The 15,323-nt window shown below is 55.3% G+C and carries 16 protein-coding genes; 6 read left to right on the top strand and 10 right to left on the bottom strand.

Annotated elements, in window-relative coordinates:
- Nucleotides 1-34: 34 nt before the first annotated feature.
- The 9 genes from EKG36_RS17115 to EKG36_RS17075 all read right to left on the bottom strand — a co-directional run bounded on the left by EKG36_RS17115 (nucleotide 35) and on the right by EKG36_RS17075 (nucleotide 8,786).
- Entirely contained in the window at nucleotides 35-733 is a 699-nt protein-coding gene (locus EKG36_RS17115; RefSeq protein WP_126486324.1) for an SDR family NAD(P)-dependent oxidoreductase, read from the bottom strand.
- Nucleotides 730-2,265, bottom strand: coding sequence for a tripartite tricarboxylate transporter permease (locus EKG36_RS17110; RefSeq protein ID WP_126486322.1), 1,536 nt, complete (start codon nucleotides 2,263-2,265; stop codon nucleotides 730-732). The genes EKG36_RS17115 and EKG36_RS17110 overlap by 4 nt, the downstream gene beginning before the upstream one ends.
- Nucleotides 2,265-2,735, bottom strand: coding sequence for a tripartite tricarboxylate transporter TctB family protein (locus EKG36_RS17105; RefSeq protein ID WP_185827594.1), 471 nt, complete (start codon nucleotides 2,733-2,735; stop codon nucleotides 2,265-2,267). Before EKG36_RS17105 ends, EKG36_RS17110 begins: the two co-directional genes overlap by 1 nt.
- A 34-nt stretch (nucleotides 2,736-2,769) precedes the next feature.
- Nucleotides 2,770-3,741: a Bug family tripartite tricarboxylate transporter substrate binding protein gene (locus tag EKG36_RS17100; protein WP_126486318.1), complete on the bottom strand. Its 972-nt coding sequence runs from the start codon at nucleotides 3,739-3,741 to the stop codon at nucleotides 2,770-2,772.
- A 75-nt stretch (nucleotides 3,742-3,816) separates the two neighbouring features.
- The gene (locus tag EKG36_RS17095) at nucleotides 3,817-4,341 is read right to left on the bottom strand and encodes a 2,4'-dihydroxyacetophenone dioxygenase family protein (RefSeq protein WP_126486315.1); all 525 of its coding nucleotides are present in this window, start codon (nucleotides 4,339-4,341) and stop codon (nucleotides 3,817-3,819) included.
- A 162-nt stretch (nucleotides 4,342-4,503) separates the two neighbouring features.
- On the bottom strand, nucleotides 4,504-5,820 hold the full coding sequence (locus tag EKG36_RS17090) for a lactonase family protein (RefSeq protein ID WP_126486313.1): 1,317 nt from the start codon (nucleotides 5,818-5,820) through the stop codon (nucleotides 4,504-4,506).
- A 129-nt stretch (nucleotides 5,821-5,949) separates the two neighbouring features.
- Entirely contained in the window at nucleotides 5,950-7,233 is a 1,284-nt protein-coding gene (locus tag EKG36_RS17085) for a TRAP transporter large permease (protein ID WP_126486311.1), read from the bottom strand.
- Nucleotides 7,230-7,727, bottom strand: coding sequence for a TRAP transporter small permease (locus tag EKG36_RS17080; protein WP_126486309.1), 498 nt, complete (start codon nucleotides 7,725-7,727; stop codon nucleotides 7,230-7,232). The genes EKG36_RS17085 and EKG36_RS17080 overlap by 4 nt, the downstream gene beginning before the upstream one ends.
- Before the next feature lie 72 nt (nucleotides 7,728-7,799).
- The gene (locus EKG36_RS17075) at nucleotides 7,800-8,786 is read right to left on the bottom strand and encodes a TRAP transporter substrate-binding protein (protein ID WP_126486307.1); all 987 of its coding nucleotides are present in this window, start codon (nucleotides 8,784-8,786) and stop codon (nucleotides 7,800-7,802) included.
- 445 nt (nucleotides 8,787-9,231) lie between these two features.
- Here EKG36_RS17075 and EKG36_RS17070 point away from each other — a divergent pair, with 445 nt between their 5' ends.
- The 6 genes from EKG36_RS17070 to EKG36_RS17045 all read left to right on the top strand — a co-directional run bounded on the left by EKG36_RS17070 (nucleotide 9,232) and on the right by EKG36_RS17045 (nucleotide 14,522).
- Complete coding sequence (locus EKG36_RS17070; RefSeq protein WP_126486305.1) at nucleotides 9,232-10,233, top strand: C-terminal binding protein; 1,002 nt, start codon at nucleotides 9,232-9,234, stop codon at nucleotides 10,231-10,233.
- Between the two features lie 10 nt (nucleotides 10,234-10,243).
- On the top strand, nucleotides 10,244-10,915 hold the full coding sequence (locus tag EKG36_RS17065) for an RraA family protein (RefSeq protein WP_126486303.1): 672 nt from the start codon (nucleotides 10,244-10,246) through the stop codon (nucleotides 10,913-10,915).
- Between the two features lie 3 nt (nucleotides 10,916-10,918).
- Nucleotides 10,919-11,836 carry a 2-dehydro-3-deoxygalactonokinase gene (locus tag EKG36_RS17060; RefSeq protein ID WP_126486301.1) on the top strand — a complete coding sequence of 306 codons (918 nt, stop codon included), beginning with the start codon at nucleotides 10,919-10,921 and terminating at the stop codon, nucleotides 11,834-11,836.
- Complete coding sequence (locus EKG36_RS17055; RefSeq protein WP_126486299.1) at nucleotides 11,833-12,465, top strand: 2-dehydro-3-deoxy-6-phosphogalactonate aldolase; 633 nt, start codon at nucleotides 11,833-11,835, stop codon at nucleotides 12,463-12,465. Before EKG36_RS17060 ends, EKG36_RS17055 begins: the two co-directional genes overlap by 4 nt.
- A 111-nt stretch (nucleotides 12,466-12,576) precedes the next feature.
- Nucleotides 12,577-13,725, top strand: a complete 1,149-nt coding sequence (locus EKG36_RS17050) for a mandelate racemase/muconate lactonizing enzyme family protein (RefSeq protein WP_126486298.1) — start codon at nucleotides 12,577-12,579, stop codon at nucleotides 13,723-13,725.
- A gap of 128 nt (nucleotides 13,726-13,853) precedes the next feature.
- Entirely contained in the window at nucleotides 13,854-14,522 is a 669-nt protein-coding gene (locus EKG36_RS17045; RefSeq protein ID WP_126486296.1) for a GntR family transcriptional regulator, read from the top strand.
- A 448-nt stretch (nucleotides 14,523-14,970) separates the two neighbouring features.
- Here the strand turns inward: EKG36_RS17045 and EKG36_RS17040 are convergent.
- The coding region (locus EKG36_RS17040; protein ID WP_148113488.1) for an integrase core domain-containing protein at nucleotides 14,971-15,323 on the bottom strand (353 nt) is incomplete at its 5' end.

Here is a 15,323-nt window from a genome sequence, read left to right as displayed (position 1 = left end):
GAACACACGGGCATACCCTCTCTGTCAGTGACGGTCAGCGGATCGAGTAGCCGCCATCCACCGGAAGCACCACGCCAGTCACGAAGTGCGCCTGGGGCGAGGCAAGGAACAGGGCCGGGCCTGCAAGGTCCGCAGGTTCCCCCCAGCGCCCCATGGGGGTACGCCCCACAAGCTCCGCCGAACGTTCCTGGTCCTGGGTCAGCGCCGAGGTCAGGTCGGTGGCGATCCAGCCGGGAGCCAGAGCATTAACACGAATGCCATCTCCTGCCCAGGCGATCGCCAGCGAGCGGGTCAACTGGGCAACCCCTCCCTTGGAAGCCGAGTACGCGGGAGCCGCGCCACTGCCGAAGAAGGACAGCATGGACGCGGTATTGATGACGCATCCACCCGCTGCCTTCAGGGCGTCATGGGCCGCCTGGCAGCAACGTTGAGAACCGTTGAGATTGATGTCCACGACGGCCGCAAAACCCTCAGGCATGAACTCTTTCCCCCCTCGCTGTATGACACCGGCACAATTCACCAGGACATCGACGCGCGAGAATCCACCGAAAAAGTCGACGACCTCGCTGTCGCTACGCACATCGAGTCGATGACAGGTGATTGCCCCATCAGCCGGCATGGCATCGAGTGGCTCGATGCCGGTCACGTGGACGTCGTGACCTTCGCCGGCAAATGCCGTGCCAATGGCCCTGCCGATGCCCGTACTTCCTCCGATGACGATGACAGTCTTCATAATGATTGATTCCTTGTCTTTTTCGTAAACCTTTTACGTAGTGATAAGGGTGATTCCCGCGACCCGCTGAACGTGGAGATCAGAATGGCTCCCCACACCAGAAGCGCTATGGCGCCTAGTGTCGCCGCGATGGGACGATCGAACAGCATCAACAGATCACCTTGTGACTTGATCATCGAGCGCATGAAGTTTCCCTCGATAACCGGCCCGAGAATTACGGCCAGAATCATCGGACCCAGCGGGAAGTCATTCTCCGCGAGAAAATAGGCAAGAATGCCAAGGGAAAGCATGATCCAGATATCAAACAGGCTATTATTGGCGGCATAGGCGCCGACGATGCAGAACAGCAGGATCAGTGGATAAAGAACGCAATGCGGAACCGCCAGGATATGGCGAACACCGCGAACCGCCAGCCAGCCCAGTGGCACGATCAGCAGGTTCGCGAGCAGGAACACGATGAAGATCGCGTTGACCAACGTAGCGTCCGTGGTGAACACGTCCGGTCCAGGCGTAATCCCCTTCATCATCAGGACGCCAATCACGATTGCGGTGATAGTATCGCCTGGGATGCCGAAAACCAGGGCGGGAATGTAGGTACCGGACAGCGACGCATTGTTGGCCGCACTGGCCGATACCAGCCCTTCGGCATGACCGGTACCGTATTTTTCAGGAGAACGGGAGAGACGACGCGACAGCGCATAGCTGATCCATGAAGCAATATCGGCACCCGCTCCCGGCAGTGCGCCAATCAGCGTACCCAGAACACCGCTACGCGCTATGCTGCGCTTGTTGTGCCACATCTCCCCCCCGACGCCGTTGAACGTATTCGTGGCCTGGGGCGGGGCGGGCATCGAGACCTGACCGATCTCCGGCAGGCGACGCAGCAGTTCGGCCACGGCAAAGAGGCCGATCATGACGGGCAGGATGGAGACGCCACTGAGCAGCTCCGTGATGCCGAACGTATAGCGGATCTGCCCGGACACCGAGTCCATGCCGATCATGGCGATCAAAAGTCCCAGGAGCATAGAAATCGCCCCTTTCAGCGGATCGGGGCCTGAGACCATGACCGCACAAGACAGTCCCAGCAGCGACAGCCAGAAGTATTCATCGCTGGTGAACTGAATGGCGAACTCCGCAATGATCGGAGCACAGAGGGCTAGAATCATGACCCCGACCACGCCGCCTATGGCGGAACAAGCGAGATTGAGCCCCAGCGCCTGACCAAGGCGACCCTTTCGCCCCATCAGATACGCCTCTTCTGAATAGGCAGCCGAAGCCGGTGTACCGGGGATACGCAACAGGGCGCCGGGGATATCGCCGGCCACGATCGCCATCGCGGACGCCGAGACAATAGCAGCGACGGCGGGCAGCGGGTCCATGAAAAACGTCAGCGGCACCAGCAGCGCAACGGCCATGGTAGCCGTCAGCCCAGGCACCGCACCGATGAAGAGGCCAAAAAGGGAAGCGCTCAGGATCACCAGCAGCACATCCCCTCGGAACACCATGCCGAGGGATTCCAGGAGTGTTGTCATCAGTACACGACCTCTTCAAGTACGCCCAGTGGCAGCGGCACATGCAGCAGTTCTGAAAAGATCAGCCACACCAACAAGGAGGAGATCAAAGCGGTCATCACCGCAAGAAGCCAGCGGCCCTGGCTGAGCCAGGCGATTAGTAGCGCGATAATCACGGGGACGACGATAGCAAAGCCCAATATCGGCGTGACCAGGGCGTAGATCGCCACCGACGCGCAGACAGCCGCGAGGCATAGCCAGACACGCGAGGCGGAAACCGCTCCGTGCCAGGCAAACAGCGGTTCACGTTGACGCATTCCCCTGAGGGCCAGCAGTGTCCCGAGCACCGCCAGCATGATACCAATCAGCATGGGAAAGGTGCCCGCACCGTAGTCTTGGCCTGGCATGGTGGGAAAATTGCGTGAGGTCCAGGCGGTAATGGCGCCCGTAAGCGCCATTAGCCCACCCAGCAAGAGAGGGTTGAGAAGCATGTTGCCACCTCTAGCTCTGGTCAGGTGCAGGGGGTTACTGGGCCAGACCGAGCTTGTTGATGAGCGGAGCGTTGGTGGCATCTGTCTCGATCAGGAACTCACCGAAGGCTTCCGGCCCCCGCCACACCGTGCCGAAACCAGTGTTTGCCATAAAGGCCTTGAACTCCTCGGAGTCGTAGACGCTCTGCGTGGCCTCTGCCAGGGTCTGCACAACATCCTCGGGCAAGCCTTCAGGCCCAGCGATCCCCCGCCAGGTCCCTCCGCTCCAGGAATCACCGGTGACTTCCTTGGCGGTAGGCACATCCGGGAAGGCCTCTATCCGCTCGTCGGCGAAAACCGCCAAAGTGCGTACACGCCCCGAGCTGCGCATGGCTTCGGTTTCCGGCAACGAGGAGTAGACGATATCGATGCCGCCGCCTGCGACTTCCTGCAGGGCAGGAGCGGCCCCCTCACTGGGAACCAGCGTCACGCTGGCAGGATCGATGCCCTGTTGATCGAGGAAGCCGCTAAACGCCAGATGATAGGGGGCACCGGGTCCCGTGCCCGAGGCGGTATAGGTACCGGCGTTGGCCTGGATATCTCCCAGGGCATCATCCAGATCCTCCCACGCCGAGTCAGCGCTGACGGTAAAGGAGGCAGGGTCGAAATTGATCAGCGCCACCGGCGTGACGTCTTCATGACTCACGTCGGCGAGGCCCATGTTTTCATAGGTCCCCAATTCACCGGTGATCATGCCGATGGTGTAACCGTCCGGCTGGGCACTGCCAATCAGGGTATGGCCGACGATACCACCGCCCCCCGTTCGATTGACCACGTTGACAGGTTGACCGAGCTCCTCTTTCAGGCCTTCCGCCAGCTGACGTGAAACCGCGTCGGTCCCTCCACCGGCTGACCATGGCACGATCAACTCGATCGGACGTTCTGGATAGTCAGCCAGGGCTACGTTGCCCAGAGCAAGCGCGACGATACCAACAGAAACAGCGATCTTTTTTTTGTACATTATCATCCGTCTTTCCTCTCTTTGTGATTATTACTTACTTGGTGCCGCATCGATCATTGCGGCGGGTGAGTGCCGAAAACATTATCGAATGAACTGGTCAACGAAATCCGCTCCCAGACCACATGCTTCATAATGCTTTCTACACATTTCGATCTTGGTGAAGACGTCCTCGAAGCCCATGTGCTTTCCCCAGGGGTCGACGTAGTACATAACTCCATTGACCTGGAACATGGTGATCATCTCCTCTACATCGTCGTCCACTACCAAGGTGTGGGTCTCCCCGGGCGGTTCATAGACATAACTCCCCTCTTCTGCTAGCCAATCATGCTCCAGATATCGCCACCTGCCTTTCAAGACGATTCCGTGCACAGGATTGGGATGCCGATGACGGCTGAGTACGCCCGACTTTCTCACCCTCAGAAGGTTCACCCAGTAGCCTTGGGAGGCGTTCAGGCATAACGGACGAAAGTGTACGTTCTCCCCCTGAGGCACCCAGATTCGTTCATCCTCGGGTATGGCATTTGGCACAACAATTTCATGTCCAGCGTCGACAGGGTGTGCATACTGATATGGCATCCGCTTTTGATCATCGTCCAACTGAGCCATCTCACATCTCCTATGAAAATATTACTTAACCGAACATCTCATATACGCTCGTCTCATTTTAAACCAGGAAGGAACACCGAGATTTCCGGGATATAACAATCACAAGCAAGAGACTCTAAAAACACCAACTCAATACCAAGCCGAAGGTCGGAACGTTATCTTTTATGTGATAATTGGACCAAAGGCGAAATCCACAGGCACTGGACTGTTTATCTCATGTAAAGACTCTGTCAGACCTCCTGTACTTTGATCAATCCCAAACACCGATATCAAGTCAGAATTTTGATTTCCCACATAGAGATAATCACCTTCAGGGTCAATGTTCATACCTCGAGGAATCTCCCCAAGAGTATCCTTCCATTCAATTGCGGAAATTCCCCCTGTCATTAAATTAACCTTAAATACCACAATGGCATTCATACCTCTATTGGTAGCATAAAGCCATTTACCAGATGGGTGAATTCTAATTTCAGCCGTAGTATTGCTTCCTTCAGGAACTTTACCAGGATTTTCAGGATCGAAATCTGGTCGTCCAAACTGTGAATTCACGGGAAGAGTAGATTCAGTCTGAACCCACGTAAAGGAGCCACGCTCAGAGTTAAACTCAAAAACATCGATAGACGAAGATAGCTCATTGAGAACGTAGGCAAGTTGATCATTTGGATGGAAGACCATGTGCCGTGGCCCACTACCACTTGCTGTAGTCAAATATGGAACGCTATTTGGTGAAAGCTGACCCGTGGACTCGTCGAAATCTAATGCGAGGACCTTATCAGCCCCCAAATCGACTCCATACACATGCTCCCCCCCTGGATTGGTTAATACCATGTGAGCATGGGGACCACCTTGCCTGGACTCATCAGCTCCTAATCCGTTGCCAGCACTTTGAAAAATATCAGTCACTTTACCTATGCTTCCATCTTCAAGAATGGGGTAGACAGGAAAGCTTCCAGAACCGTAGTTAGCCGCAAACAGGAATTTCCCAGACGGATGCAACGCGAGATGACATGGCCAAGAACCATTTGTCGGCTCAGTGTTAATAAACGTGAGCTCTCCACTTTTCTGGTCTATCTTGTACGAGCTCACTCGCCCCATGGGCTTTCCAGCGCTGTCTTGACCAAGCTCGTTAACGGCATAAAGGCAGCTCTTACTTTGGTCTATTTCTAGAAATGATGGATTTTCTGCAGGCATAACTTGCATGAGTGAAAGACTTCCGTCTTGCTCCATTTTGTAAACATAAATACCCTCTGCGGTGCTTGGAACCTTTCCTCCAGGCGCAAAGTTAGGAGCTGAATAAGTGCCCACATAGACAAATCTAGCCATAGATGGTTTTCCAATAGCTTGAGTGGCATTTGCTTTTTTTAAAAAAACTGCTGGAGCTATCGATGCAATCCCTAGTGAGAAGCTAAGGCATTTCACAAGGCCACGTCGTGACATTGACGCCTTAACGAAACTCGACTCAAAGTCCGCGTTTTCCATATCACCTTCCTCTTTTTATAGATATAGTCGCCTACAATTGACCGAATATGGCAGTGGGCTTGAAACAGAATATTATACATTAATCATATTCCATACCTCCTATCAGAAGCCCAGAATACTTATTCACCCTTATTTCAAGCCTGGAAGAAACATCGAGGTTTCCGGTATATAGGTAATCGCCGCAAGCAGCACCAGCATGGCGACAAAGTAGGGAATGATCGCTCGAGATAGCTGAAGTATCTTGACACCGGACACTGAAGAGGCCACGAAGAGGTTCACGCCAAGCGGTGGCGTACAGAACCCGATGGCGAGATTGACCGTCATGACCACCCCGAAGTGAACAGGATCGACCCCCACCGCCATGGCAACCGGAAGCAGCAACGGTGTTAGGATGATGATCGAGGCAATCGTTTCCATGAACATGCCGATGACGATCAAGAGAAGATTGATCAACAGCAGCACCACCAGGGGATCATTGGATATGCCGGATATCGCGGCTGCCAGGTCGTTGGGTACCTGGGCGATGGTCAATAGCCGACCAAACCCCCCGGCCATCACCACCAGAATCAATATCTGGCCGCTGGTCCTTGAGCTGTGCGCGAAGATCTGAGGCAGGTCTGCAAGACGTATATCCCGATAGACGAACACGCCCACGAGGATGGCATAGAAGACTGCGACGCCACCCGCCTCGGTCGGGGTGAAGATGCCACCGTAGATACCGCCAAGAATAATTACAGGAACAAGCAGAGCCCAGATGGAGCTACCAAAACTGCGCCCCACTTCTTGATAGGAGAACGATTTCTTCTCTTCTTTCAACTTGGCATTTCTGCGAAGTAGCAATCTAGCGGTAGCCATGTACGCAATGGCAAACAGTACGCCCGGCACTATTCCCGCCATAAAAAGTTTTCCAATTGAGACTTCCGCCGTCACGCCGTAGATGATGAAAGGGATAGACGGGGGAATCATCACACCGACCATCCCTCCCGCTGCCGTCAGTGAAGAGGAAAACGCGCGGGGGTAGCCCACCTTCTCCATCTCGGGAATCAAGTTGGAACCAATGGCTGCCACGGTCGCCGGCGATGACCCGGATATGGCCGCGAAGAAACAGCATGCCAGCACATTGACGTAAGCGAGACCACCCTTGACATGCCCCACGAGTGAAAAGGCAAATTCGACGATACGCCTTGAAATGCCTCCGACCTGCATCAGGTCTCCGGCCAATATGAACAGGGGTACCGCTATCAGCGGGAAGGAATCCGCCGCGGTTACTAGCGAGCGAGCCAACAGCGCCACCGGCGGCGCACCATCTACAAACAGCATGGTCACCAGGGTCGCAAGCCCCATGGCCATGGCGATCGGCATGCTCAGAGCAATAAATAGAAACAAGAGACCGATTAAGGTTACAGCAATCATGATGTGCCTCCCGAAACATTGCTGTCGGGCGTATGCACAGACCGCCAACAATTCTGCAGTATTCGAATAGATGCCAGGAGAGCGCCAAAGGGAGCAGAGGCATAATAGACCGGAATAGGCATCTGCAGGACGACAGAGACCTGATTTCTCACCATAGGATTCATAATAAGATCAATACAATAGACACTCACGGCCAGAAGAAAAACCACCACCATGAGTCTAACCACCAAATGAAGAACACGACTCCAGAACAGCGGAAAGAGATCTCTTAGCAGTGTGATTTCGATATGCTGATCAAGGCGAAAAACATAACTTACTGCGACCCAGATAAACCAGATGAACACCCAACCGATCAACTCTTCACCCCAGGGGAGGGATGCTTCAAATACATGACGAGCCGCAACGTTCGCACACACGAGAAAGACGATCGTGGCCAGCAAGACGACCGACAAGGTTTCTTCTAGGTAACGGTCCAGCCATCGCATGACCATCATTAATCAGCTCCAGTTGGATTTGAGATGAGAAGCGTCGCAGAGGATATTTCCACGACGCATCTCACCAAACGCCTATTGGTCGGACTGCGCTTCGATGGAAGCCATCCACGCGTCGAACACGTCAGCACCAATTCGATCTCGATATTCGAGGTTGACATCCTCAGCCTTCTCGGCGAAGGCTTCATATTGCTCATCCGTCAGCGTTGTCACTTCGACACCCGTATCTTTGATGACCTTTAGGTGCTCCTGTTCCTGCTCATCCACGAGCTGCCGGTCATACTGCACGGCATCGTCCATTGCGGTCTGTAGGATTTCCTGGTGCGCTTCGGGGAGAGATTCATAGAAGGGCTTGGAAATGGCAGGAATGTAGGCGGTGAACACATGCCCGGAGAGAGTCAGGTGGTCCTGAACCTCATAGAAGCGTTGGGTATCGATCAGCGAGAGGGGGTTCTCCTGGCCATCGATCACCCCCTGCTGAAGGGCTGAATAGACCTCACCGAAGTTCATGGGTGTAGGATTGGCCCCGAGTGCATCGAAGGTATCGACATGTGCAGGCACCTTCATGGTGCGCAGCTTGATCCCTTCCAGATCGTCGGGTGTCGAGATCGGCCGGACGCTGTTGGTGATGTGGCGCATGCCGCTTTCCACCCAGCCCAGACCGACAAGGTTGAGAGCTTCGAGTCTGTCAAGCAGGGCCTGCCCTTCTGGCCCATCCAGCACCTTAAGCGCCGTTGCCTTGTTCGGATAGATATACGCCAACTCTACGATTCCGAACGCAGGATCCCAGTTCTCGTAAATTGAGGAAGGCGACACCGCCATTTCGAGAATGCCGGTCTGGACGCTCTCGATCATCTCCCGGTCGGGTCCCATTTGCGAGGAGGGATAGATCTGCACCTCGATCTCGCCGTTCGACCGCTCTTCAACCAGTCGCTCGAACTCCTGCATGGCACGGGACATATGGAAGTTCTCATTCGCCCCGTGGCCGAGCTTGACGACCGTTGCCGCCTGGACGGGCAAGGTTCCGGCAAGCAGTCCAACGAGTAACCATTTGCTGTTCATCGTATTTCGCTCCGTATGTTCACTGTTATTATGTCTGGACTCAACAACTGGTATTCCAGATTTCATGGTCAATCTGGCCGAGCACCTAACCCTTGTCAAGGCGACACGCCCCACGACAGCCCTGCCTTAGACCAATGGATAATGACCGTTGCGCAGATCACTTTCAGCGCCGATTCTCTCCCCCTCACACCATCCTATTGATATTGAAACATTATCTTGTATTTACTAACTAAAGTTTCCATTTGGACTGACTGGAACCTCGCCCGTCACCGTTACCCCCTGCCGGTTTGCCACGCCGATCCTGGGCGCCGGGATCGCTTCCTGGGCAATCCAGCGGCGACTTGACAAGCCATCAAACACCTAACTAATCTCAGCCCATCTGGTGCCTGGTGTACCAGTTAGATCATCCATCAGCACATGGCGATAAAAAGAGGCAGCAGACGGCATGACAGCTAAACCCAAGGTAGTCATCACCGACTACGACTTCGATGACGTCGACATCGAGAGAGGCATCCTCGAGGCTGCCGGCGCTGAAGTCGTGACCCCGCAGGCCAAATCCGAGGAGGAACTGCTGGAACACGCCCGCGACTGTGCGGCCATGATCAATCAGTATGCCTACATTGGCGCAAAGACCATCTCGGCCATGGAGCAATGCCGGGTCATCGCCAGGTATGGCGTGGGGACCGACATCGTCGACGTCGCCGCGGCCACGGAAAAGGACATCCTGGTGACCAATGTGCGGAACTACTGCACCGAGGAGGTCGCCGATCATGCGATCAGCCTGTGGCTTGCCCAGGCACGCGGGCTCTTCCCCTACGACAGGGCAACCCATGAGGGCGTATGGCACTGGCAGTCTGCCTCACCGCTGTATCGCCTGAGGGGGCAGACGATGGGCATCGTGTCCTTCGGCATGATCGGTCAGGCCATCGCACGACGTGCCCAGGCCTTTGGTGTCGACGTCGTGGTATTCGACCCCTACCTCGAGAGCGAAGATATCCGGGCCCATGACGCATGCAAGGTCAGCAAGGCCGAACTTCTGGAGCGCTCCGATGTGGTGATGATGCAGGTTCCCATGACACCCGACACCCATCACTTCCTCGGCGAAGACGAGTTTCGTGTCATGAAGCGTAACACCTTCGTCGTTTGCACGGGGCGGGGTCCTACCATCGACAACAAGGCGCTGTACAAGGCGCTCAGTGAAGGCTGGATTGCGGGTGCGAGCCTGGATGATCCGGAAGAGGAACCAGCGAAGCGGAAGAACTGGTCGCCCGTGGACAATCCTCTTTTTTCGCTCCCCAACGTCATCGTGACCCCCCATGCGGCCTATTACTCGGAGCAGTCGATCCGGGCAGCCCGTACCATCGCCGCTCAGGAGGTAGCGAGGGTACTGTCGCAACAGGCACCGCTGTACCAGGTTAACAATATCTCCAACCACTCATACCAATAGGAGTCTCATCATGCTTCAGGAATTCAATGACTTTTCTCGTCGCCCCGACCTGCTCGAAAAGTTCGACCAGGTACTTACTTACTATTCAGCCTCGGCGGTGTTTGCTGATTCCCAGTACCGCACGGGTGTGATGGACAGTGGCATCAAGCCCGCATTCCGGGCTAAGACCTGTGGTCAGGCCATCACCGTCCAACTTTCGAAAGGTGATCTGGTAGATCCATTGAAGGCCCTGGAAATGGGTCAGAAAGGCGACATCATCGTCGTCGACGCTGGCGGCGATCCCAACACTTCGGTATGCGGTGGCCTGATGGGGGCACTGGCTCAAAACCGCGGCATCCGGGGGATGGTCGTTGACGGCGCCGGTCGTGATACCGATGAGCTGTTGGACATTCAGTGGCCAATCTGGACGCGCGCCATCACCCCGCGCGGAACCCACACCATGTTCTCGCAGCGCAAGGACGAACTGTCTATCAACGTCCCGATTGCATGTGGGGGTGTGCCGGTCAACCCTGGTGATTTCATCATCGCAGATGTGATGGGGGTCACGGTTGTCCCGATTGCCAAGGCCGAGGAAATCGTCGAACTCGCACTGGAGCAGGCGCAGCGAGAGGAAGCCACTCGGGAGTGGGTGCAAAAGGGCAAGACTGTTGAAGACTTGCTTGCAGAGTTTGGACGGATCTGACCCATGACAACACCCACTCTGATCGGCATTGACTGGGGAACCTCATCGTTTCGTGCAAGCCTGATTGATGCAGATGGTGGAACGCTTGAAAGTCGCGAGGATCCCTCGGGGATCCTCGCGATCCAGAACCGAGATTTCGAAGGCTTTCTCAAGGAAGCCATCGACGACTGGATGTGCGACTTTCCCGACACCCCTATCATCGCCTCTGGCATGATCACGAGCCGGAATGGCTGGCTCGAGACCCCCTATGCCTCGTTGCCGCTGGGCATCAAAGAACTGGCGGGCGAGATGGTGAAGCACAGAACTCAGGACGGACGCACGATACACTTCATTACCGGCTGCAGCCAGGATCCCAATGGGGAAAGGCCTGATGTGATCCGCGGCGAGGAAACGGAGCTGATAGGGTATCTGACTGCCCATGGACTCGAATCCGGTATCTTTCTACTACCCGGGACACACAACAAATGGCTCCGTGTCGAAGACGGCAGGATCACTCAGTTCGTTACTCACATGACGGGCGAGGTGTATTCACTCCTCGGAAAGCACTCGATCCTTGCCTTTGGAGAGGAAACGACGCCTTTCTGTGAGGATGCATTCCTCAGGGGGCTGACGGCCGTGAAGAAGCGCCCTGGCTCTCTGCTCAGCAACATTTTCACTACGCGAACGCTTTCACTGTTCGGTAACATAACGAAAGAGGCCACTGCCGACTATCTTTCAGGGGTCCTGATCGGAGAGGAATTCCTGAGCAGCCTTCGCGTCGATGGATCTCCACCTTCGCTCACCATCATCGGCAGGCAAGATCTGTCACTTCGCTACCAGAAAGCCGCCGAGTTCTTCGGTATTCCATCCACCATCGCGACACCAGGCCTTTCTCAACGCGGTCAACTGGCCATCGCACGATCTGCGGAGTTAGTACCATGATCACTTGGCAAGAAGCCTTCCACCGTTGTCCGCTGGTGGCGATCCTGCGGGGCATCAGGCCAGATGAAGCACTCGATGTTGCCCATGCGCTGATCGACCAGGGATTCACCCTGATAGAAGTGCCACTGAACTCACCTTCCCCCCTGGAAAGCATCAGCAGACTGTCTCAGGCGTTCTCTGACCAAGCCCTGGTCGGCGCGGGGACCGTTTTGACCGGTGGTGATGTCGAGGCAGTGTCCAATGCCGGCGGCCGGTTGATCGTAGCACCCAACATCGATCTGGCGGTCGCTCGCGCAGCCAGGGATGCCGGCCTCACCTACGGGCCAGGTGTGGCCACAGTGTCCGAAGCCTTCATGGCGATTGAGGCAGGCGCCGACTTCCTCAAGCTGTTCCCTGCCGATGCCATGCCGCCGGCTGTCGTGAAGGCCGCCAGCACCGTGCTGCCCCCAGAGATTCCTCTTCTTCCGGTCGGCGGAATAACGAACGAGCAGATGAATGTATATTTAGAGGTAGGCGCAAGCGGTTTCGGATTGGGCTCCAACCTCTACTCGCCACGCACCAGTGCAAGCCAGGTAGCCGAGCGTGCACAGCGATTCGTGGCCGCCTATCGATCTGCGCTGGATCGGTAGCCAGGACCATATGCCCTGATCAGGTCACCGGCATTCCTATGAACGGAGAGCTACACAGGTGCCAGCACCCCCCTTCCCTCCTGCAGGCAACGATTCAAGAGGATACTCCAAGTGATCATTCAAGATATCCACGTTTACACCATGTCATCAGAGTTGCCTCAGCCCTTTGCCTTTTCACAACAGTGGGTCCAGAGGAGGTCGGCAACCATCGTCCAAGTGGTGACCAGGGATGGTGCCAGTGGCTGGGGTGAGGCGCTATGTGCGGGCCTGCTCGAACCTGAGCTCGCCGCATCCGTCATCAAGCATGTGCTCAAACCACTGGTCATTGGTCGTCATGTCAGCGAGACAGAGGTGCTGTGGCATACACTCTATAACCACACGCGCGACTACGGCAGGAAGGGCGTGGTGATCGCCGGAATCAGCGCCATCGACATAGCACTGTGGGATCTCAAAGGCAAATATGCCGTGCAGCCTACTTACACCCTTCTCGGTGGCGCCTTCCGCAATCACATCGACGCCTACGCGACGGGCTTCTTCAGATCCAGCCTCGACCAAGATACACAAGCGCTTGTCGACGAGGCGAAGCGCCATGTCGATGCAGGATTCCTGAAGATGAAGATCAAGCTGGGTTTCGGTATCGAGAATGACATCCAGGTCATGACGGATATCCGTGATGCAATCGGTAACGATATCGAGCTAATGGTGGATGTGAACCACGCCTACACCGTCAGTGAAGCGGCCCGCCTGGCGGAAGGCCTCAGGCCTTTCGAACTACGCTGGCTCGAGGAGCCGGTCAACCCCGAGGACAAGGAGGGTTTCCGTCTCCTGCAACAGAAAACCCTCATCCCCCTGGCAGCAGGCGAGGCTGAATTCACCATGTACGGGTTCCGGGAGTTGCTGAACACTCGTTGTATAGATATCGCTCAGCCGGATGTCGCGATGGCAGGAGGCCTGACCGCACTGCAGCACATCACCACCCTGGCATTGGCCAACGGCATTCAGGTCAATCCTCATGTATGGGGGACCGCCATTGGACAATATGCTTCACTTCACGCCATCGCGGCAACGCCAACGGTGAATCCAACTCTTCTCGATGCGGATCCCATCCTCGAATACGATACATCGGCACATCCATTACGCTCAGAACTCGTCCATCAACCGATTGAGCAGCACCAAGGGAAAGTACTTATCCCCCAAAAAAACGGACATGGATTTGTAATAAACGAAGATTATTTGAAAGAAAATGCAACACTTTACTGACCATTATTGACCACTATGCTGCCCAAGCAAAGCTTTACTATGATTGTCAACCCCTGCTATACTTAGAAGAGCTATTGGATTAGTAAAATGTATCTCAAAACCGTATTCTCAATGATATGGAACCACGAATGTCTGAATTCGCCCGCCCTCCGTCTCTTGGAACCTTAGTTACCGAGCATATCAGGCAGATGATAGTCAGCGGTGAGCTCGCCCTTGGAGAATCGATCTCCGAGCGCGGTATTTCATCGCAACTGAATGTTTCAAAGACCCCCGTGCGGGAAGCCTTGACGCGTCTCAAACACGAGGGTCTGGTAACCATCGTACCACAGTCCGGTGCCAGAGTTTTCACCCTCAGTGCGCAGGAAGTTCAGGAGATGTGCACGTTCCGCCGTGCCATCGAGTTCGATGCCTTGGAACTGGCCATCGAGCATGACCATGAAGGTCTCGCTGAGGATTTACGCCACATTGAAGACCAGATGCAGGTGGCGCATGGTTCAGGGAAAGTCGTCGAATACTTGAACCTGGATACCGAGTTTCATATGTGCTTTTTTAAGCACTGCGGCAACGCCTACCTGAAAGAGTCTTATTCTCAGCACGTGGGAAAGATTGCGGCGCTAAGGACACATCTTTCCGCAAAGCCCAACCATACACGCATGTCATTAAAGGAACATGGCGAGATCGTCGATGCCGTCTTCAGGAGAGATCTTGATACCCTGAAGCTATTGCTCGACAAGCATATCGGTCGAACTCAAGAAACCTATGAGGACGATATCTCAGATATTTCCAAGACCGGATAACTTTTATCGGCCCTGCCTGCCACAGTTTCAGACGACGCACTAGAGCGAAGCCTTGGCTCTTGCACATGGCCTGTTTTTCTCTTTGTCCCTTGGTTATCGGTAGCGATACCTCGGTCACCTGAGATTCGTTCGCAAGCCTCGAGCTCTCATACTCATGCCTCCCACCTCATCGCCAACTGAATCGCCTCGGGTTTCGTAGACACCTCCAGGCCTTATACTGAAGGCACCAAGGAGTGCGACATGGCCAGCGAGTAAATCAAGTTCGATATCCCCGATAGCTCTTTTCCTTTCATGCCCCCTATAACAGAACTGGAGGGCTGGATGGGTGGGCCCACAGGGGTTCATACTCCGCTTCATTGGATGCAGGAGGAACTTGAGACCGCCTTATCACACCTTGGTGAGATAACGTCGTGGCCGTCCTGTAATGACCCCCTGGTTTCTGCACACCCTACGCGGCTAATGCCGGGTGTGCTCGGGGTGCCACATAGTCCAGAGACTGATGGGGCCGCTCTTCGTTGTAGTACCGGATCCAGCGATCGATCACCACCCTGGCTTGGCCCAGCGACTCAAAGCGATGGAGCCAGATGCACTCCTCCTTCAAGGAACGGAAGAAGCGCTCGACGAGCCCGTTCTGCTCCGGTGTATACGGTGTCGTGAACTCCTGGCTGAGCCCATAGGCCTTCACCGTGCCCGTGTAGTGGCGACTGCTGAAAACGAGTCCGTTGTCGGAGCGCAGTGCCAACGGTTGCTGAACGCGTCCCAGCGCTCCCAGCCGATAGATCAGCGCTTCCTCCAGCGCGG

Origin of the sequence: Halomonas nitroreducens (assembly GCF_003966155.1) — a bacterium.
Classification (GTDB): Bacteria; Pseudomonadota; Gammaproteobacteria; order Pseudomonadales; family Halomonadaceae; genus Halomonas; species Halomonas nitroreducens.
The sequence above is the reverse complement of the archived record's forward strand: the minus strand, read 5'-3'. Positions and strand labels throughout refer to the sequence as shown.